Genomic DNA, 22,414 nt, shown 5'->3' on the forward strand with positions numbered 1-22,414 from the left:
TGTAGGCACCAATGACTTACATTAAAGCGCAAACATGTGCTAAGCAGTTTTGCATACTTTTTCTGCTATTGCAAAAAGTATGTCGCTAAAACTTACATCGTAAGTTAGCGAAAGCATTTAATCAATTGTCTTTTTTAAAAGCTGGAAAACCTAATTTTTCTCTAGCACTATAATATTCTTTAGCTACTTCTAGAGCTAATTTTCTAACTCTTAGAATATAGCCTTGTCTTTCTGTCACAGATATTGCATGACGCGCATCTAATAAGTTAAAAGTATGCGAAGCTTTCAATACAAACTCATAAGCTGGAATTGGTAAATTTTTTCCTACTAGTCTATAACCTTCTTTCTCTAATAAATCAAACTGTTTGAAAAGCTCTTCAACATTAGCCTCTTCAAAGTTATAAGTCGACATTTCGATTTCATTCTGCATAAATACATCACGATAATATAAAGGACCATTTTGCGTATTAGCCCATAAGATATCATACATGCTATCAACATTTTGAATATACATAGCTAGTCGCTCAAGACCATAAGTAATCTCACCCATTACAGGCTTACACTCCAGTCCACCTACTTGTTGAAAATATGTAAACTGAGTAATCTCCATACCATTTGACCATACTTCCCAACCAAGACCCCAAGCACCTAATGTTGGTGACTCCCAGTTATCTTCAACGAAGCGAATATCATTCTCTAATGGATCTATACCTAGCTCTCTAAGTGAACCAAGATATAATTCTTGAATATCATCAGGCGATGGCTTCATCACAACTTGGTATTGGTAGTAATGTTGCGTACGGTTAGGATTCTCACCATAACGACCATCTGTAGGTCTTCTTGACGGTTGAACATACGCAGCTGTCCATGGCTCTGGACCTATCGCTCTTAGAGTTGTTGCTGGATGGAATGTTCCAGCGCCGACTTCCATATCTAGTGGTTGGATAATCGCACAACCTTTAGATGCCCAGTAATGATGTAGTTTTAAAATAATTTCTTGAAATGTAAGCATACTAATTAAAATTTTTACATAATTATAATTTTGTAAAAGATTTTATCATATTTAGATATCAATAAATATTATATAAAAGTATCAATTTTATATAATTAAGTAACTATCTTAAGTTTTTAATATACAAGTCTAGTTGATTAATCTCTTGCTTGACAGAACCATCTTCCTGATATGTACTCCAAGGATATACAACATTTTTATCAGTTTTCTCAAACTTGTTAACCTGCCAAATATTTGACTTTTTAAAAGATTCTGGTTTTCTTGGATCATTATCTCGATTAACTATCAAAGCACATATCTTTTCATAATTATTTTCTTTTACATAGCCTATATGTTTCTGATACAGATCAAATGCAATACCTTTTCCCCAATGATCTTTCTTTATCATAATATCAGCAAAATAATACGCCTTGTCCATATTTATATCCATATCAAAAAGTGGTTTTGTTAAACCAAAACTTTTAGATATTGGACATCCTAAAGATGCTCCTAATATTTCTCCATTCTCTTCAACATAAAAAATATCAACATTAGAGCTCATTACTAAATAACTTTCAAAATAATCCTCTTCCTCTTGGATATTATATTTATATAGATAAGGAAAATATTTATATATCCTTCTAAGCTCTTTTATCTGATTAAAATATCTAAAGTCTTTTAAGCCTTTGAAATGTTTAACTTTCATAACTATTTTTCTTATTCAAGTCCTAAACTTCTGTTCTTTAATAAGTCAAAATCAGTCAACTTCCACTGCCAATTTGGTGAACCAACTGTCCCTGGAGTATTTAGTCGAGCATGACTATCTAACTCTAAAACATCTTGTACTGGCAGGATTACATATTCAGCATCACAATTTAGTAAATACTTAATAATCTTTCTAAAAATATTTCTATCATTAGCTTTAAAATATTTCTTTAACAGCTTTCTTTGATATCTATTTAACTCATCAAAATACCATCCTTTGAGAGTATTATTATCGTGAGTTCCTGAGTATGCAATGATATTAGCACCCTCAACAAACTTAGCTGTTTTTAGATCAAAATGAAATGGGAATACTTTCATACCCTTTAAATTATAGTGATCACGCAACTCAAGTACTTCAGGGCGTAAATCACCTAAATCTTCTGCAATAATATTAGCATCTGGAATACGCTTATAGACTGTATCAAAGAAATCATAACCAGGAGCCTCGATCCACTCACCATTTATAGCAGTCTTTTCACCTGCTGGTATCTTCCAATATGTATCAAAAGCTCTAAAATGATCAATCCTAACGATATCAAATAGCTTGAAGTTACCCTTCAGGCGCTCTATCCAAAAATCAAAATTTGTTTCTTTGAGCTTATCCCAATCATATAGAGGATTACCCCATAGCTGGCCAGTTTCTGAGAAAAAGTCAGGTGGAACACCTGCAACAAAACTAGGGTTTTGATTCTCGTCTAATAGAAATATATCTTGATGCTCCCAAACATCAGCAGAGTCAAAACCTAAATAAATAGGTAAATCGCCCATAATTTCAATATTATTTTGATTAGCATATTCTCTTAGCTCAAACCACTGCTTATAAAAGATAAACTGCAAAAATATTTGATAATCTATCTCGTTTTGAAATTGATCAAGTTCTATAGCTTTATCTTTGATCCAGTTTTTATATTCTTGCGGCCAAAAATTCCAAGCTTGGTTATTATTAGCCTTTCTAAAAGCTTTAAAAATAGCATAATTTTTAACCCAAGTGTTTTGAGCTATAAAATTATTATATTCTTGTTCAAACTTATCTTTTGAGCTTTGAAAATTACTAAATGCTTCTTCAAGATAATTATCTTTGAAATTACGAACAAGTTCATATTCAACTTTGTCAGAGTTTACATTCAGACTTTTAAGAGATGATTTTTTAAGCAAACCATAATCTACTAGTTTTTCTAAACTAATATAGATTTCATCACCTGCAAAAGAAGAGCTTGACTGATATGGAGAGTTGCCAAAACCTAGTGGTGTAAGTGGCAGCACCTGCCAAATCTTAGTATTTGCTTGTTTTATAATATCAACAAATTCATAAGCACTTTTACCCAAATCACCAATACCATGTTGGCTTGGTAAACTTGAGATAGCTAATAATAATCCAGATTTTTTCATATACTCTCTCTACATCATAGTAATGCACCTTGCGGCAAGCTGTTGTAAATTAATGTTCTAACAGTTACAACTGTCTGAACTTAAGTGAGTTTTGTAACTGTCATTAGTTTACAACATAGTGAGAGCAGAGTGCTAGGCAGTTTTGCATACTTTTTCTGCCATGAAAAAAGTATGTCGCTATAACTTGCAAAGCAAGTAGCGAAATCACATTTTATACTAAATCTTCCAGATATCTCTGTTATAGTCAGCAATAGTTCTATCTGAACTGAAGAACCCAGCTTTTGCAATATTTACTAAAGCCATAGACATCCACTCTTTACGGTTCTCATAATCTTTGATCATTTGATCCTTAACTTGTGCATACTCTACAAGATCTATCAAAGTCATAAACCAGTCTTTATTAAGTAGCTCGTTATACAACTCTTTTAAGTTAGATTTCTTACCAAGCTTAACAAGTTTTTTAGAAACTATAAAATCTACGATCGGCTTGATCGCAGGCTGCTTGTAATAATCTTTGGAAATATAACCACTAGTCTTGTATAGATCTATGATAGTGTCACTATCCTTACCAAAAGTATAGATATTATCCTGTCCAACTAGCTCAGCAATCTCAACGTTAGCACCATCCATAGTTCCTAATGTGATAGCACCATTTAGCATAAACTTCATGTTACCTGTACCACTAGCTTCTTTTGATGCTAGAGATATTTGCTCAGAGATATCAGCAGCTGGGATTAACTTCTCAGCAACACTTACATTATAGTTTTCAACAAATAATACTCTCATGTACTTATTCACATCAGAATCATTATTAATAAGCTCTTGTAAGCATAGTATTAGATGAATAATATCCTTAGCTATAATATAAGCTGGAGCTGCCTTACCACCAAATATAAAGTTAACAGCTCTTGCAGGCTTAAGCTTACCTGATTTGATCTGCAAATATCTATGGATTATATACAAAGCATTCATTTGCTGACGCTTATATTCATGGATACGCTTGATTTGTACATCAAATATTCCATCTTTGATAAGCTCTACACCATAATGCTCTTTTGCAAATTTAATAAATTGTGCTTTTTTAACCTTTTTGATATCTTCAAGAGCTTTTAAAGTATCATCATTATCAAATTTTAGAAGTTTTTCTAAATCAGTAGCTTTAGTTTTAAAACTATCACCGATAACACTTTCTAAGTATTTTGTTAACTCAGGGTTAGATTGTAATAACCATCTTCTGAATGTTATACCATTAGTCTTATTATTGAATTTGTTTGGATAAATATCATTAAAATGTTTCAACTCATCATTTTTTAGAATTTCTGTATGAAGAGCTGCCACACCATTCACACTAAAACTATAATGAATACTCATATGAGCCATATGTACAATACTTTGATCATCAATGATAGATAATTTCTCATCGATATGCTCTAGCTTAACTTTAGCATCTAAATATCTAATAATATCGATTAACTCTTGAGTTAGTACTTTTTTGAGATATCTTAGAGGCCATTTCTCTAGCGCTTCAGCCAAGATAGTATGGTTAGTATACGCTACTGTTTTCTTAACTATCTCAATAGCTGCATCTATAGATAGCCCTCTAGTCATAAGCTGACGTACAAGCTCAGGAATCACTAAAGTTGGATGTGTATCATTAATTTGGATAGTTGCATGTTCATGAAGCTTCTCAATTGAGTAGCCTTTAGCATCCATATCAGCAAAAACTAAATGCACCGCATTACTTACCATGAAATACTGTTGGAAAATTCTTAATAAATGTCCTGCTTCATCGCTATCATCTGGATATAAAAAAAGCGTTACATTCTTTTCGATAGCTGTTTTATCAAAAGATATACCTTTTTTAACGATACTAGAGTCAACACTCTCAGCATCAAATAAGCATAATTTATTAACAAAGTTATTTTGATAACCAACCATCTCAATATCATACATCTGGGATTGTATACTAAAACCATTGAAATCAATCTTATAAGCAGCTTTTCTCTTATTAAGCCAGCCTTTGTCTTCTATCCATGGATTTGGTGTTTCTTTTTGTAGATTCTTTTTGAATTTTTGCTTAAACAAACCATAATGATAGTTCAAACTAACACCTGTTGCAGGAATAGCTAGCGATGCTATTGAATCTAAAAAGCACGCTGCTAATCTACCTAAACCACCATTACCTAGAGATGGTTCTGGCTCGCACTCTTCGATCAAAGCTATATCTTTACCATTAGCCTCAAATAGCTCTTTAACATCATTATAAATTCCAAAATTTATAAGATTATTTGCTAGCATTCTACCGATCAAAAATTCACTAGATATATAATATATTTTCTTTTTAAAATCAGGCGTTGGTAGTTTTTCTGTTTGCTCTTTAACATAAGATAATAGTGCATAATATAGATCTTGATCACTTGCTTTAGCTATATCACATCCTAAAGCATCTTGTAAAAAAAGCTTGATTTGATTTTTGTTGTCCATTTTTTTAGAAACCTTTGATAATAATTTATTGATAAAAAATAATTACATTAAAAATTATAATATCATTTAAGTATTTTTTTTGGTAAAAAAAATATTGATTTTTTGATTTTTTTGAAAGCTTATTAGACTAATTGAGAATAAATTTGATGTATTTTATCAGCAGCTGCATTCCAATCTACTTTTTGTTGCATTGCAGTTTTTCTAACCCTCTTCCAGTCTGCTTTACGATTATATAATGCGAATGCTCGGCGAATTGCTAAAGTGAGCGACTCCACACTGAACTCATCAAAAACAAACCCCGTAGCCATACCATCTGCCAAATTTTCCAATGAAGAATCTGTAACAGTATCTGCTAGACCACCAACTTTGTGTACTAGAGGCAAAGTTCCATAAGTCAGACCATATAGTTGTGTCAATCCACAAGGCTCAAAACGTGATGGTACCATTATCACATCAGAACCAGCAATTATACGATGCGCTTGATTTTCATCATAACCAATTTGTACAGCTATTGATTTAGGAGATTTCTTAGCCGCAGCTAAAAATGCTTCTTCTAATGCCTTATCACCACTTCCCAATAAAACAACTTGACCACCTCTACTAGTGATTTCACCTATTGCTTCAATTAAAAGGTTTAGGCCTTTTTGCTCAGTTAAGCGTGTTACAATTCCAAAAACTACTGCATCCTCTTTTTTTGCAAGTCCAGTCATTTTTTGTAGAGCTGCCTTACATTTTGCTTTACCAACATTAGCTGTAGTAATCGAGTAGTTAGCCTCTATAAGAGTATCTTTTTTAGGATTCCATACTTGAGGATCCACACCATTAAGTACTCCATATAGATCATTATGACGATCTGCAAGTAGTCCTTCTAATCCACATCCCTGCTCATAAGACTGAATCTCTTTAGCATATGTAGGACTTACTGTGGTGATCTTATCAGCAAAATATAGACCTGCCTTCATAAAAGATACTTGACCATAGAACTCTAAACCATTCATACTCAAGAATATACCTGGTAAATCTAACTCCGCAAAAACACTCATTGGGAAAAGACCTTGATAAGCAAGGTTATGCACAGTAAATACCGTTTTTACAGCTTTTTTGCCAGATGCTAGCTCACTTGCTTTAATATAAGCTGGCACTAATCCAGCATGCCAATCATGACTATGAACAACTTCTGGCTTCCACTTAGTATCCAAGCCTTCAGAAATTCTTGCTGCTACCCAACCTAATAAAGCAAATCTAAGATAATTATCTGCATAAGCTTGATTACTACTATCTGCGTATGGATTACCCGGACGAGCAAATAAACTAGGAGCATCTATTACATATATGTCGATTTTAGTGTTTGGAATCTTGGCTAAAAATATGTTTATCTCTTCTGCACCAAAACGAGAAGGGATATTCATCAAAAGCTGCTTATCCTTAATAGCATTCATAAATGCCGGAAACCCTGGAACCAAAACCCTACTATCAACCCCAAAACTAGCTAATGCAGGAGGCAAAGCAGCTGTAACATCTGCAAGACCCCCTGTTTTTAGAATTGGATATAATTCACTACATACATGTAAAACGCGCATAAACTTCTCTTATTTTTCTTTTAGTTCATCTATCATCTTTTTAGTTACTAGTACCACACCCTTGTCGGTTCTAAAAAAGTTTTTAGCATCCTCTTTAGGATTTTCTCCAATCACCATACCAGCTGGGATATCACAACCTTTATCAATCACAACTTTTTTCAGACGGCAATTTTCACCTACTACTACCTCAGGCATTATCACGCACTGATCAATCTCACAACCTGCTGAGACTCTAACTTTCGAGAACATCAAAGATTTAGAGATTTGCGAACCAAGCACTATACAACCACCTGAAGCAAGAGTATTTGTAATCACACCATGATTACCCTTTCTATCTGGGACAAACTTAGCCGGAGGAAGTTGCTCTTGAGCTGTCCACACAGGCCAGTCTTTATCGTAGATATTCAACTCAGGCATATTAGCTGCTAAATCAAGGTTAGCTTCCCAGAATGCATCTATAGTACCAACATCTCTCCAATATGGTTCAACACCCTCTCCTCTTGGCACACATGACATACTAAATGGGTGTGCTAAAGCTTGTTTTTCACTAACCACTCTTGGAATTATATCTTTACCAAAGTCATGGCTTGATTCTTTATTTGCAATATCTTCCTCAAGTAAATCATACAAATAATCAGAATTGAATATATATATACCCATACTTGCATAACATCTGTCAGTTGTGCCAGGAATTGTTGGTGCATTATCTTTAGGCTTTTCGACGAAGCTTGTAATTTTACGATCTTCATCAATACCCATAATACCAAATGCAAATGCTTCTTCTTCAGCAATTTCAACACACCCTACAGTACACTTATAACCGCTTTGGGCATGATCTCTTAGCATTACTGAGTAGTCCATCTTATATATATGATCGCCAGCTAGAACTATGACATACTCAGGTCCATAAGAACGTAAAATATCAATATTTTGGTACACAGCATCAGCAGTACCGCGATACCAACTCTCTTCATCAACCCTTTGCTGTGCTGGTAGCAAATCTATAAACTCATTTAGCTCACCACGTAAGAAGCCCCAACCACGTTGGATATGACGAAGTAAAGAGTGTGACTTATATTGTGTAACTACACCTATTCTTCTGATACCAGAATTTAAGCAGTTTGATAAGGCAAAATCTACAATTCTAAACTTACCACCAAAATAAACAGCCGGCTTCGCTCTAGTGTCTGTTAGATTATATAAACGAGAACCACGCCCGCCTGCTAGCACTAATGCCATAGCCTTTTTATACAACTGATGCGATGAATTAGGATTATTCATAATAATTAACTCCTTGTGTTTATAATAGCAATTAAATCAAGTAACTACTGTTGGCTTAACCATGCCTGTTAAAGATTTAATATTGGTTAAATCTCCAGCAATATTTATCAAAGTAGCCAAAGCCTGTTGTGTTGGTGTATCAAATTTTGAAGAGTTAGATTCATACTTTTCTAAATATACACGTAAAGTAGCTCCCTGTGTTCCTGTACCTGATAACCTAAACACAATTCGAGAACCATCTTCAAAAATAATTCTTATTCCCTGATGGTTGGAAATTGAACCATCTATAGGATCCGTATAGCTAAAATCATCTGCTTTAGCCACTTTCTCACCATTTAATTGAGTCCCTGTAAGACTAGATAATTTATCTCTTAAAGAACTCATGATAGAGTTAGCAATCACAGTATCTATAGCTTCATAATCATGTCTTGAATAGAAGTTACGACCAAATTTTTGCCAATGTTCCTCAACCAACTGATCAACATGTTTGCCTGTTGCAGCAACTAAATTCAACCAGAACAATACTGCCCAAACTCCATCTTTCTCACGAATGTGATCTGAACCTGTTCCATAACTCTCTTCACCACATAGTGTGATTTTCTGAGCATCTAATAAATTCCCAAAGAATTTCCATCCTGTTGGAGTCTCAAAACAAGGTAGACCTAATGACTCTGCTACCCTGTCTACTGCAGTTGATGTAGGCATTGATCTAGCAACACCTTTAATTCCTTTTGAATACGCTGGTATAAGATGCGCATTTGCAGCCATAATTGCTAGACTATCTGAAGGTGATACATCTATTTGTTTACCAACAATCATATTTCTATCCGCATCACCATCTGAAGCTGCACCGAAATCATACTTGCCACTACGCATATGCTTAACTAAGTCTTCAGCATTTACAGGATTTGGATCCGGATGAAAACCTCCAAAATCCTCAAGTGGTTCAGCATTGACAACTGTACCAGCTGGAGCTTGCAAAAGAGTCTCAAAAATATACTTTGCATAAGGACCAGATACTGCACTCATAGAGTCAAAACGCACCTTAAAACCATTTGCAAATAGTTCACGAATTTTATCGAAATCAAATATTTGTTGCATTAATTCAGCATAATCAGTTACTGAGTTAATAACCTCGACGGTTGTATTTTCAATTTTGTATGTGCCTATCTTGTTTAAATTAACACTATCTTTAGGTGCGTCACTTATCAAGTATTGGCCAATCTTTTTAGTTTCTGAAAAAATTCTATCTGTAATTTTCTCAGGTGCTGGACCACCATTAGAAACATTATATTTGATACCAAAGTCTCCTTTTGGACCACCCGGGTTATGACTAGCCGATAACACAATACCACCAAAAGCTTGATACTTTCTAATAACACAACTAACAGCTGGAGTAGAAAAGATACCATTTTGTCCAACTATAATTTTACTAAAACCATTAGCTGCAGCCATTCTAACAATAATTTGTACAGCTACATCATTATAGTACCTACCATCACCACCAACAACTAGAGTCTTACCTCCTATATCATCCAAAGAATTAAATATAGATTGTACAAAATTTTCTAAATATCCTGCTTGCTGAAAAGCAGTGACTTTGTTACGCAGACCTGATGTTCCTGGTTTTTGATTTTCAAAAGGTTTGGTTAATACTCTTTGAATTGCCATTTTTCTACCCTAGTATTATGTTAACAGAATAAACACACTAATTTGGCGAACTACCTAGTCACCTTAATAGAGCATAGGTGAAAGCCCATACATTTCATCTTATCACTATCTCTATGAATTTAAAATAACCAATATCTGTATTGCTGGTAAAATTATTTTTTAAATTAATTATTCAGTTTACTAAGCTTATATAAACGATTAAGATTGTAATTATAGAGATTTTTAGTACTTATTAGCGTCTACGCTGAAAAACACACTGATTCTATACTTTTGACTAGGAGCTTTTATGAAAAACGTAAATTCAAAACAAAATAAACATTCCACTATTGGCGAGCAAGATATACATTACTTCCATGAAGGCAAGCACATATATGCATATGAATTTATGGGTGCTCATGCAGCCTGCGAAGGTGGTATTGATGGTATTAGATTTACAACCTGGGCTCCAAATGCAAAAAGTATTTGTGTCATAGGTGACTTTAGTCACTGGGAGATTCAAAGCAAAAATCAAATGAAACCTATTAGTAATTCAGGATTATGGAGTGTATTCATAGCTGGTGCCAAAAATGGACAAAAATATAAACTTGTTGTAACAAATAAAGATACTAATCATTACGTTTATAAAAGTGACCCTTATGCTTTTTTCTCAGAATTAAGACCGAATACAGCATCCATAATAAATACTCAGATGGAATATAAATGGCATGATGACAAATGGCTAAAAAAACGTGCTACTGCTGACTATTACAATAGTCCAATGAATATATATGAACTACATCTTGCCTCTTGGAAAACCAAAGATGGCGAATTTATGAGTTATGAAGAGATAGCTCAGATACTACCTGAGTATATCAAAAATATGGGATACACACATGTAGAGTTTATGCCGTTACATGAACACCCACTAGATGCTTCGTGGGGTTATCAACCAACAGGTTTTTACTCAATTAATAGTCGTCATGGTGATTTAGTCGGTTTAAAACATCTAGTTGATAAGCTTCATACACATGATATAGGTGTAATTTTAGATTGGGTACCAGGACACTTCTGCAAAGACCAACATGGATTAATCAACTTTGATGGTAGTGCATGTTACGAATATCAAGAACCTACCAAAGCTGTTAACGAAGGTTGGGGAACGCATAATTTTGATCTAGGTAGAAATGAGGTCAAATGTTTCTTAATATCGAATGCCATGTACTGGATCAATGAATTTCATATCGATGGACTTCGTGTAGATGCAGTATCAAATATCTTATATCTTAACTATGATAGAGAGGATGGACAGTGGATACCCAACATTCATGGTGGACATGAGAATTTGGAAGGTATTGCTTTCTTAAGAGAACTCAATGGTGTCCTAAAGCATACCTGTAAAGGAGTCATCACAATTGCTGAAGAATCATCATCTTGGCCAAATATCTCCACACCTGTTGAGCAAGGTGGTTTAGGGTTCGACTTCAAATGGAATATGGGTTGGATGAACGATACATTACGCTATATCTCTTTAGATCCAGTTTATCGTAAGTATCATCACAACTTAATCACTTTCTCTATGGTATACCACTATTCAGAGAAATTTATCTTATCTATTTCACATGACGAGGTAGTTCACGGCAAAAAATCTCTCATAAACAAAATGTGGGGAGACTTATGGAATAAATATGCTGGTCTACGACTATATATGTCATATATGATTGGTCATCCTGGTAAGAAACTTATTTTCATGGGAAGTGAATTTGGACAGTTTGTTGAATGGCGAGAATATGAGCAATTACAGTGGCAGGTTGTTGATGAATATCACACACATAAAGAAACACTACATTTCTTCAAAAAATTAAATGACTTCTATAAAGCTGAGACTGCATTGTGGGAGTGTGATTACGATCACCAAGGCTTCCAATGGATAGATGCCAACAACTCTGAACAGAGTATCTTATCTTTTGTCCGAGCTAGTAAAGATAACCAAGAAAAGCTAATATTTGTTTGTAACTTTACTCCTGTAACTTATTACGACTACAACATAGGTGTTCCTGATGCAGGATCATATATTGAGACTTTTAATTCTGACAGCCTTGAGTTTGGAGGTTCAGGCCAAGTTATTTCAGATGAAATACTATCAGTTCCAGAAGCACAGCATGGCTTTGACCAAAAGATTGCCATAAAAATCCCGCCTATGGCCACCCTTGTTCTCAAACTCAAAAAATAAGGCTATAATAGCTTAACTAAATTTTTTAAAAAATATATAAATTATTAAGCAAAAGTTGTAAATATGCAGTCATTAAATAATATATGGATAGAAAAAGACAGCATCTTCGAAAAGTTCGATGCTGAATACTCTCTAGACCAAGACCCAGATACAAACAGTATTAGATTTAGAATAAATGCGCATGGCTTCTCATACGGTTATGTTACAGGGCAATTTAATCAATGGAAAAAAGAAGATAGATATAGGCTAATATGGGAAGCTGACCCTGATGATGGTAGCTTATGGCTGACAAAAAATATTCTTAAGATCTCTGGGCTTATCAATGGCTCAAATCAATATACTTTTATTTTGATAGATCTAGAGGGCAATGAAAGAAGACTTTCTGCAAGCAATAGAGTTTTTGAACCACTGACTTTCAACTGGCTTGTAAATCCTCAGATACTTTCAATAAAAGCATCAGAAGATTACATAGTTCCTGGATATAAAGTTGACCTGATAGCGATAACAGAGTCTTTAACAAAAAAAAGAAGTATTGTTGATGTTACATGGCGAGTAGAGCCAAAATCAAAGCTTATTGAAGTCAAAGATAATAAATTAAGTGTTGACCCTTCTGTAACAGATATAAGTGAAGTCAAAGTATATTGTAGTAGCAAAAACAATCCTAACCATAAAGCAGAAAGAATTTTTAGAGTAGCTAGGGAACCTCGTAAAGGTCAACTTATTCACTTTATAAAAAAAGATGAACAATATCTAGGACAAGACTTTAGCTGGGATTTATGGACGTATGATGAAAAAGGAAAAACACGCCCAAAATCACTTTCTAAAAAGAGCGACTTTGGACTATATGCTGATTGTGTAAATAAAAACATAATAGCACGCAAAAGAACATGGAGCACGTACTGGCAGAACGATTGGGCTGAACAAACAAGCTCATTCAAAATAGATGAAGATCATGATAACTATTATATAGTTTATGGAGATCATGATATTTATACTTCTCTAAGTGATGTTGTCAACAGAACTAATGCCAGAATAAATTATGCTGTACTTGATGAGCCAAATAAAATAGAGGCTTATTTATCAGATACTCCTCTGATAGGTACTATATTTGAACTATGGATAAATTCGAAAAAAGTTACAAACGCTGTAAATATCGTTAAGTATAAGTCTAAAAAAGTTATATTTACCAATTTGCCTTCTGAGCTTAAGCCAAGCGATTTAATAGAAATTCGTGCAAATAATACCTTTATGCCAACGAAAGTATTATTCGGTAACTTTTTGGATAAATACTACTATCCAAATGATGATATGGGTGTTGTCTTCTCTAATGACACAGTATCATTTAGGATATGGGCTCCAACAGCGAAACACGTCGAGCTTTTGATATATCATGAAGATGATAATGACAAACACGAGATGCCTGATGATGCATTTAATTTAATTCCAGAATTAGAATATGGTACACATAGTGCCTGTATACCTAGAGATCTCTGTGAAAACAAATTCTATATATATCGACTTTACTTTGATGATATAGACTATCGTGGTAATAAGTATACAAAAATAACTTATGCTATAGATCCTTATGCAGTTGGACTTGGTGCCAATGGTAGAAAAGGATTCATACTAGACCTTAACTCAGGTGAGCTATCTCCTGAAAGCTGGAAAAACAGCTACTTCCATACACCTCAAAACCCTCAGGATGCCGTTATCTATGAATTACATGTTAGAGATTTCTCTATCGGCTCCGATAATGGAATACCAGAGAACATTAAAGGCAAGTTTTTAGGTACAGTATATGAAGGATCTGAAATAACTACTCCAAATGGTGAACTATCTGTTTCAACGGGTATAGATAGTCTTCATGAACTTGGTGTCACTCATGTACATCTATTACCAATATTTGATTTTTCATCAGTTGATGAGTCAAATGCCAATATCAAAGATAATAGAAACTGGGGATATGATCCACAAAACTACAATGCGCCAGATGGAAGCTACTCTATTAATCCTTTTGATCCAACTCAAAGAATCAAAGGTGCTAGAGAAATGATTGCCGGATTCCATAACAAAGGTATTGGTGTCGTTATGGATATGGTATATAACCATATGACTGATACATCGAACTTTGACAATATTGTGCCAAAATATTATTTCAGGACTGATAGCCAAGGCCACTTTACCAATGGTTCTGGGTGTGGTAATGAACTTGATACCGAAAAACCAATGGTGCGCAAGTTTATCAAAGACTCTGTTCTGCACTGGGTCAAAAACTATAAAGTCAATGGTCTAAGATTTGACTTAATGGAACTAATTGATCTTGATACTATCAAAGAAATTACTGAAGAAGTAAAACAAATAGATCCAGGTATTATAGTCTATGGAGAACCATGGAAAGCTGGTGACTCACCTCTAAGAAATGGTACATATAGGGGCACTCAAAGAAACCAAGACTTCTGTGTATTTAATGATACATTTAGGGATGCGATTAGAGGCAATAATAGCCCAGGTAATGGTTACATCAATGGAGATGCTCATAATCCAGCTAATATCGGCAAGGTTATGGAAGGTCTTAGAGGCTCTATACATGATCTAACTGCTAACCCTAAAGAGACTATCAACTATGTAGATGCTCACGATAACTATACACTTTGGGATCAAATTGAAAAAAGCCTGCAAAGGAACATTCAAACTGGAGATTATCGAAAAAATATTCCCGAAAATATCTTTGAAAGTCGTAGAGTTCGCCAAAACGGTTTAGCCCTTGGTATTTTATTAACATCTCAAGGGGTGCCATTCTTGCATGGTGGTTGTGAGTTTTTGAGAACAAAGCAAGGTGATCATAACAGTTATAAGAGTGGTGATGATATTAATGCTTTTCACTGGCAAGATAAATTACAATACAAGCCTTTTTTTGATTATGTAAAAGGACTTATAAAGATAAGAAAAGAACACCCTGCTTTTAGAATGACTAGTCCTGAGGATATCAGTAAACACCTAATTGTTTCAGCAGCATACCATGATCTTCATTCTGGAGTTATCGTATCTCATCTCAAGGATAATGCCAATGGAGATATGTGGAAAAATATTGTTATAGTTTATAATGCAACAGCAATTGATAACTATGACATCAACGATATTGTTCCAACTACCGAAACTAATGTGTGGCATGTGATTGCAAATCATGAAAGAGCTGGTACGGAGACTATAGAAAAAACAACTAAAGGCAAGCTCCCTCCTCTTAGAGCATACTCAATGTTAATTATTCATAGCTAAGGAGATAAGATGTCGGATAATTTTAAAGCTCCTCTTAATACTGAGACTAAGTTTTTATTTTCTACTTCTGGGAGTAACTCATCTATATCAAGACATAACACTGCTATACAGAAGCTAGGCTTAAACCTTTGTTATTTTACATTTTCTGGTGATATAACTGCTAAGACTTATACTGATGCTATTAGAGCACCCTTTGTCAATGGTGGTACAGTAACGGCTCACAATGGCCTAAAATCAAAAGTAATACCATTTTTAGATTACATAGAGCCTCTAGCTAAAGAGACTTTAGCAGTCAATACAATCATCAATAAAGATGGCAAGCTTTATGGTTATAATACAGACTGTCATGGCTTACAAACAGCTCTTAAAAAAGGTATCAAAGCATCAAACAAAATTATAAAAACCGCAGTAATATACGGTAATGGTGGCGTATCTGGAGTTGCTTTTAAAGTATTACAAGACTTAGGTATCAAAGTAACTATAGTTGGTAGAAGTGCCGAAAAAGTAGCTCAAAAAAGAAAAGAACTAGGTATAGAAAACATCCCTCATTTTGAAGGTCCGTATGATCTAGTAGTTGATGCCACACCAATATCATCATCACCAGAGCTAGAGCAAAATACCCAATTTATAGACTTAGTTAAAGATGCAAAAATTGTATTTTGTCACGCTATGCCTGAAAAAGATAATAAGAAAAACTATCTAATTGAGTATTGTAATAAAAACGATATTTTCTATATCTCTGGTGAGGATATGTATATTAACCAGCTAATTAAACAATATATGATCTACTTTGAAAGTCTCAATCAAAAGAAAATCACTGAAGATAATATAATCGCTGCTTGGGGATTGTAATGACTATATTTAGTCTACCGCTAAATACTTAATTTAAATATTTTATGTAACTTCAAAGAGTTATTCTTCAGCGTGATATTATTAATATACGGACTAATAAATAAAACATAAATATAAATGACTAGTAACTATAAAAATGCTAAAGCACTCTTAGAAAAGTCTACTTCATTAAGCCTATTAGATTATGAAGCAAAAACAAATATAAAAAAAATGATAAAAGGCTGCGATAACCTCGGGATATTCTTTTATGATATTAAAAATATCTATGAAGAAATGTTTAACGATAAAAAAGAATATATTAAGAATATTTCTCTCCTACACTGTATATCTAAATCCTCTAAAACTCATATGACAAGCGTAGACATCAGACATCTTGAAGATTATTTATTATCCTTTAAAAATGAATATATTAGAACCTATAATGAATATTATCAACCTGATGGATTAAAGCATCTAAGCGGTTCTCTAATCGAAAGATACTTTGTTGACATAAATAAAAAATTTAATACTAATATTAAACTTATAGACTAAAAATAAAATGATTCAACAACTCTTATTAGTAATACATATAAAAAATTTAAATGTCAGGGAAGGTCGTAAATAATAAAATCATTTACATAAAGAAGTTTTGATAAATGGAAATTTAAGATTTACTTTCTTTAATAATGTCTAACCAATTAGAATAAAAAGTCTTTCTATCATTTTGCCATGAATAATTAATATTATTTTGGCTGTTATAGTAGTTATATGGCTTATCTATATTATTGGTAGTTGCTTTATCCCTTAAATACTCTGCTTCTAAGGTATCTTGAGTATATTCCAGATGATTAAACATATAGGTAATATCATACTTTTTATCAGCTAAACAATCTAAGCCATCTATTGCAGATGCTAGGATAACATCTGTATGCTCCAATACTTTCTGATCTGTAATTTTGGTTTGTCGAGATATACAAGCTTTAAGCTCACCATCTATACCTTTTAATAGTGGATGATCATGTTTAATAGGCTTATGCCCATATACACCAAATAACTTATTTTCTAGACATTGTTTATTTATATCATATAAATAATTTAGACCAGCCTGAGCAGCCCAGCAAACTAACATCACAGATAATTCATACTCAAGGCTTTTTGAAATTATCTCACAAACTTCTGGATAGAAATCAACGCTCTCAAACTCTAATAACTCAACTGGAGCCCCTGTGATAATAATCCCATCTAAATCAGCAAAATCATAATCCTGCCAATTAGCATAATTTTCTTGTAAGTAACTCTCGCTAACTCTTGTACTAGGACGTACTAATGAATGAAAAAACACTAACTCAACAATTGTAGAGTTATTATGAGAAAGTACATCTGCCCAGTGCTTTTCTGTTTCTTTGACAGTTGGCATCAAATTTACAATAGCAATTTTTAATCTTTTGATACTAGAGCTATTCTTGATACTAATTTCAGTTTGATAATTAAGCTGTAAGTCTCTAAAAAACTCAAATGACTTTTTTGCATTGATCGTCATACTGCACCTCCGAATAATCCAAAGCCTGCTTTAAATCCTCTATTAGATCATTAGCATCTTCTAAGCCTATTGATAATCTTACCAAACCATCAGATACTCCTGATTGTATACGCTCTTGCTCTGTTAATTGCGAATGTGTGGTTGAAGCTGGATGTATAATCAAGCTTCTAGCATCGCCGATATTAGCACAGTGTGTGAATAGCTTTGTTTGCTCGACCAAATTTTTACCAGCCTCAAATCCTTCATTTAACTCTATGGTTAGCAATCCAGCGACACCTTTTGGAAAATATTTATTAGCCAAAAGATTATATGGAGAATTAACAAGACCAGCATAATTAACTTTTCTAATTTTTGGATGAGCATTTAAAAATTTTGCTACTTTTTCAGCATTTTTGATATGCCTGTCTAACCTTGCTCCTAATGTTTCAAGACCTTGTATGGCCAAAAAAGCAGTATGTGGACTAAGAGTAGCACCTATATCTCGCAAACCAACTGCAAGCCCCCTAACGGTAAAAGCCAACTTGCCAAAAGTTTCATGAAATGAAATATTATTATAGGATCTATCAGGTTTTGCCAATAAAGGAAATTTATCATTAGCTGACCAATCAAAAGTTCCTCCATCAACAACTGCACCACCTACTATAGAGCCATTGCCACTTAAATATTTTGTCAAAGAATAAGAGACAATATCTGCACCATGTTCTAATGGATTTAATAAATAAGGTGTTGCAACAGTATTATCAACTATCAAAGGAATACCGGCTTCATGAGCAATTTTTGCAAGTGCTTTGATATCGGCAATAACTCCGGAAGGATTAGATTGAGACTCTATAAATAGTGCTTTGGTGTTCTCTTGAATAGCATTTTTGACCTCATCTAATTTATTTATATCAACTAGAGTTGACTGCCACCCAAATTGCCTTGGAAATGTATGTGTCAGTTGTGTTACTGAACCACCATACAAATATTTAGAAGCAACTATATGATCACCACTTTGAAGTAGATTTAAGAAAATCAAAAGTTGTGCTGCATGTCCTGATGAGCATGCAAATCCTCCAGCAGCTCCATGAAGATTAGCTAGCCTAGAAGCATACTCATCTACTGTTGGGTTAGTTAATCGTGAATATATACTACCGAACTCTTTTAATGCAAAAAGATTTGCAGCATGCTCTGTACTTTCAAATACAAAACTAGAAGTTTGATGTATAGGTGTTTGTACCGACCCACTCTTTTCTGGTATAGAGCGATGTACGGCTAATGTTTCTAAAGAATATTTACTCATAGTTTTCTCCTACTTATAAAACTCTTTAGCTTGGGAGAAATCTGAGAGGGAAAGATGGAATAATCCAAAACACCTTTTAGCAGATTATTTTTCGTGTCCGCAAGCTGAGTTATCAAATCAACACGTTTATAAGGCTATGCTTATAATTCATCTGGAATTAAATCCATACCTTTCAGCATATTACTTAGAATTATCTTTGTCAAATGATTATTTAACAAAATTTTGCAAAATTACTATCACTTATCTCTTGTGACAGGCCTAACTCCTAATTCTGACAATATATAGTTATATAATGCCCTATGTACTTGATAGGTTGGATGAACATGATCCCAAAACGCATAATCTTGAGGATTATCACACATACTACCAGCATATCCTGCATCTATAACACTTTGCATTGATGGCTGATCTAATAGATCATTCATTTTGACTTTAGAGTCTATTTTAGCGTTAGCCTCTAGGCTATTATATGCACTATCAATACTAGACTTCTCAGATAAAAAATACCCTCCCAACCAACAAGAATCTTTAATATGATCCAAGCTTATTGTTGCATTATATTTTTTATTAAAGTTCTTAGTATTATTTACTATTTCATCAAATACTGTAGCAATATCTATAAACTTCATTTTATGCTTATCTGCATATTCTCTTAACATTTTGTTATGCTGTTTGTATATTTTTTTGAGAACTTTCTCATTACTTAGTGATTTAGATTCTCCTGTGATACTTAGATCCGGTAGTCCAACAATAACTGTCTGTTTTGCTGATACTTTTTCAATAGCATTGATAATACCATCAGTCACTTGTTTGACTGCTCCATCAATATCAGTCATCTCTGGATTAGTAGTTAGATAGTCATTACCTCCGACAAAGAATATTGCTAAATTGTCTTTTATATCATCATTAGCTTCTAAGTCTAGGTACAAGTTGACCTGATTATCTAAAACGTATGGGGTACTATTCTCAGCCCATTCAGGAAACACTATAACCGAACTACCGCCTACCGCATAATTACTCACAGGGATATTATTTAAATAAAGTCTATTTGCAAACTGTTCTGACCATACTTCACCATTAGAAAACATTCCTCTATAGTATGGCGTTGATTTTGGTAAGAACTGTAATGAGTACTTATATAGGTTGCCTTTATCACTTAAGCTATCACCAAATATCATTATTCTTTTGACACCAAATAATAAACTATCAAATATATCTAGCTCTTGATGACATGCAGAAACTGTAAAAGTTGGTGTTATTAAACTACCGTTTATCAATGTTTTAAGATTCACTGAATAATTAGTCCAATAGTACTCATAATCATCATTGCGGAACTGATGATTTACTTCTATATTGCCTTTTGAATCTTTAAATAAAGCTCTATTTGCACCCTTTTTACCAAAATAAAAAAAGCCATTTGATAACTCGTATTCTACAGAACCTGATGAATCTTTAGATTTGAAACCAATATCATAATACGATGTTGTTGAATCCATGAAGTTGTCATTTGCTAGCTCTTTCGTTATATAGTATTGGTGTGGTTTTAGTGTCTTTGTAAAAGTTGATTTGTTATTTTTATCTTTGATGGTAAATACAGCATCTGTACTACAGTTATTCTCGAGCATTAGTTTGGTATGAGCATATCCAAAAGTATAATTTATAGATAAAGAGACCAATAAAAGAATACTAGATATTTTTAAGAAAATGTTACGCATCTAATAGTTGGAAAGGATTAGCATATAACGAAAATTATACACTAATGAGCATAAAAACTTTAGCTCTAAAAATACACCCACAAAAATATTAAAATTGTCATATCTGCAAAAGTATGAGTAATGATAGGAGCAAGTAGCCCCTTGACTTTGTATCTCATCATACCCAAAGCACAAGCATAGACAAAAGTCATCGCAAAACCTATTAACCCATTAGGGAACCCTCCCGCGTAATGAAATCCGGCAAATAAAAATGCTTGTAAGAATATTGCTACGGAAACACTAAAAGCTCTACTCAATTCAGTTTGGATAATTCCTCTAAAAATAACCTCTTCAACAATTGCATTTAATAATGCTCCAACAGGTATTAGCATTAAAATTACAATAGTACTAAGCTTCGCAAGCTCTTGAGAAGTTGCCTCTCCAACTCCAGTTAGCTCACTTGTTGACATCCCCCAAACTATCAAGCTGATTGAGGCTACTACAGATACAAGCGCTACTGCTAACCAGATTTTAATATTTTTTATTTCCCCAAAATTAAATAGCCCAAAAACCTGCTTTTTGTATACTAGTGCAGATATTAATAATGTAACTAATAATGTTGCAAGCATTGGATTTTGATAAAGAGGTATTATCAAATAAATTGGCAAGGTTGATAAAAATAAAAATAGATTTGAATTGAAAATCCTCTTATCAAAAATCACACTTGTCATAAGTGATATAGCTGCACATAGTACTGCAAGATTACTAGATAATTCACTCTGAAAATAAAAAGATAAAGTTATAAAAACTATATTTATTACAAATATAGTTTTGATTAGATTAAGATTTGTAGGCATGTATATGTTTTTTTGATAAATCTACAAGGATTATAAAGAAATTTGTACTAATTCCAATGCGAGTTAATGCAAACAACTAGTGATTTAGTATATAGCTAGAATCAGATACCACGTAGATAAGTATCTGCACATTAGCGATTAGCATTTGCTAAAGACAATGAATTAAAAATAGAATTGTCGGAGCTCAATACAATTAGACGAGTTTTCTATTTTTTCATTGGCTTAAAATGCGGTAGCGCAGTGCTAGGTAATTTTGCATACAGCTCCCCTTCTTGAGAAGGGTGGCATTTCTATTTCGGGGTGTGGTTTCCATGCAAAAAGTATGTCGTTATAGCTCACGAAGTAAACAACGAAACCCCTATAATTAAGAAGAAAACAAAGTTTAATACTTAACGTTTAAGATATAGCTAATTCTAATAACTTTTGAAACCATTTTTGTCATCAACTATGTTGTAAATTATTTACGAAATTTGCATTTTCAGTCTTAAATCTCTAATTTTAGCATTAGCAATGACTATAATTTTTCTCATAACAGCTATAATAGCGACCATCTTCTTTTTACCA

At 33.5% G+C, this 22,414-nt stretch carries 15 protein-coding genes and 1 riboswitch; of the genes, 4 read left to right on the forward strand and 11 right to left on the reverse strand.

Translation table 11 applies throughout. The features are described from left to right. Positions 1 to 121 precede the first annotated feature (121 nt). From glyQ to F3D57_RS04885, 7 genes are all read right to left on the reverse strand, one after another. Positions 122 to 1,012: a glycine--tRNA ligase subunit alpha gene (glyQ, locus tag F3D57_RS04855; protein ID WP_013923567.1), complete on the reverse strand. Its 891-nt coding sequence runs from the start codon at positions 1,010 to 1,012 to the stop codon at positions 122 to 124. Positions 1,013 to 1,115: 103 nt separating this feature from the next. Then, entirely contained in the window at positions 1,116 to 1,697 is a 582-nt protein-coding gene (locus F3D57_RS04860; RefSeq protein WP_150465402.1) for a GNAT family N-acetyltransferase, read from the reverse strand. Between the two features lie 11 nt (positions 1,698 to 1,708). Beyond that, positions 1,709 to 3,145 (reverse strand): 4-alpha-glucanotransferase, encoded by a 1,437-nt coding sequence (gene malQ, locus F3D57_RS04865; protein ID WP_150465403.1) that lies wholly within the window; start codon positions 3,143 to 3,145, stop codon positions 1,709 to 1,711. 216 nt (positions 3,146 to 3,361) lie between these two features. After that, positions 3,362 to 5,629 carry a glycogen/starch/alpha-glucan family phosphorylase gene (gene glgP, locus F3D57_RS04870; RefSeq protein ID WP_150465404.1) on the reverse strand — a complete coding sequence of 756 codons (2,268 nt, stop codon included), beginning with the start codon at positions 5,627 to 5,629 and terminating at the stop codon, positions 3,362 to 3,364. Between the two features lie 122 nt (positions 5,630 to 5,751). Continuing rightward, complete coding sequence (gene glgA, locus F3D57_RS04875; protein ID WP_150465405.1) at positions 5,752 to 7,209, reverse strand: glycogen synthase GlgA; 1,458 nt, start codon at positions 7,207 to 7,209, stop codon at positions 5,752 to 5,754. 9 nt (positions 7,210 to 7,218) lie between these two features. Further along, the gene (gene glgC / locus F3D57_RS04880; RefSeq protein ID WP_149367943.1) at positions 7,219 to 8,490 is read right to left on the reverse strand and encodes a glucose-1-phosphate adenylyltransferase; all 1,272 of its coding nucleotides are present in this window, start codon (positions 8,488 to 8,490) and stop codon (positions 7,219 to 7,221) included. A gap of 36 nt (positions 8,491 to 8,526) precedes the next feature. Further along, a complete protein-coding gene (locus tag F3D57_RS04885; RefSeq protein ID WP_146421016.1) occupies positions 8,527 to 10,161 on the reverse strand; it encodes an alpha-D-glucose phosphate-specific phosphoglucomutase in 1,635 nt (544 codons plus the stop codon). A gap of 286 nt (positions 10,162 to 10,447) precedes the next feature. Here F3D57_RS04885 and glgB point away from each other — a divergent pair, with 286 nt between their 5' ends. From glgB to F3D57_RS04905, 4 genes are all read left to right on the forward strand, one after another. After that, positions 10,448 to 12,370 carry a 1,4-alpha-glucan branching protein GlgB gene (glgB, locus tag F3D57_RS04890; protein WP_150465406.1) on the forward strand — a complete coding sequence of 641 codons (1,923 nt, stop codon included), beginning with the start codon at positions 10,448 to 10,450 and terminating at the stop codon, positions 12,368 to 12,370. Positions 12,371 to 12,433: 63 nt separating this feature from the next. Continuing rightward, positions 12,434 to 15,646, forward strand: a complete 3,213-nt coding sequence (pulA, locus tag F3D57_RS04895) for a type I pullulanase (RefSeq protein WP_150465407.1) — start codon at positions 12,434 to 12,436, stop codon at positions 15,644 to 15,646. Between the two features lie 9 nt (positions 15,647 to 15,655). Continuing rightward, a complete protein-coding gene (locus F3D57_RS04900) occupies positions 15,656 to 16,498 on the forward strand; it encodes a shikimate dehydrogenase family protein (RefSeq protein WP_150465408.1) in 843 nt (280 codons plus the stop codon). Between the two features lie 117 nt (positions 16,499 to 16,615). After that, a complete protein-coding gene (locus F3D57_RS04905; protein ID WP_150465409.1) occupies positions 16,616 to 17,029 on the forward strand; it encodes a hypothetical protein in 414 nt (137 codons plus the stop codon). A gap of 112 nt (positions 17,030 to 17,141) precedes the next feature. Here F3D57_RS04905 and F3D57_RS04910 read toward each other — a convergent pair whose 3' ends face one another. From F3D57_RS04910 to F3D57_RS04925, 4 genes are all read right to left on the reverse strand, one after another. After that, on the reverse strand, positions 17,142 to 18,017 hold the full coding sequence (locus F3D57_RS04910) for a homoserine O-acetyltransferase/O-succinyltransferase family protein (protein WP_150465410.1): 876 nt from the start codon (positions 18,015 to 18,017) through the stop codon (positions 17,142 to 17,144). Then, entirely contained in the window at positions 17,989 to 19,299 is a 1,311-nt protein-coding gene (locus tag F3D57_RS04915) for an O-acetylhomoserine aminocarboxypropyltransferase/cysteine synthase family protein (protein ID WP_150465411.1), read from the reverse strand. The genes F3D57_RS04910 and F3D57_RS04915 overlap by 29 nt, the downstream gene beginning before the upstream one ends. Before the next feature lie 56 nt (positions 19,300 to 19,355). After that, positions 19,356 to 19,433: riboswitch (SAM riboswitch) on the reverse strand. Positions 19,434 to 19,535: 102 nt separating this feature from the next. Continuing rightward, complete coding sequence (locus F3D57_RS04920) at positions 19,536 to 21,014, reverse strand: SGNH/GDSL hydrolase family protein (RefSeq protein ID WP_150465412.1); 1,479 nt, start codon at positions 21,012 to 21,014, stop codon at positions 19,536 to 19,538. A 65-nt stretch (positions 21,015 to 21,079) separates the two neighbouring features. Continuing rightward, a complete protein-coding gene (locus F3D57_RS04925) occupies positions 21,080 to 21,850 on the reverse strand; it encodes a CPBP family intramembrane glutamic endopeptidase (protein ID WP_150465413.1) in 771 nt (256 codons plus the stop codon). Between the last annotated feature and the right edge of the window lie 564 nt (positions 21,851 to 22,414).

The sequence above is a fragment of the Francisella sp. SYW-2 genome (assembly GCF_008711475.1).
GTDB classification, from domain to species: Bacteria; Pseudomonadota; Gammaproteobacteria; order Francisellales; family Francisellaceae; genus Francisella; species Francisella salimarina.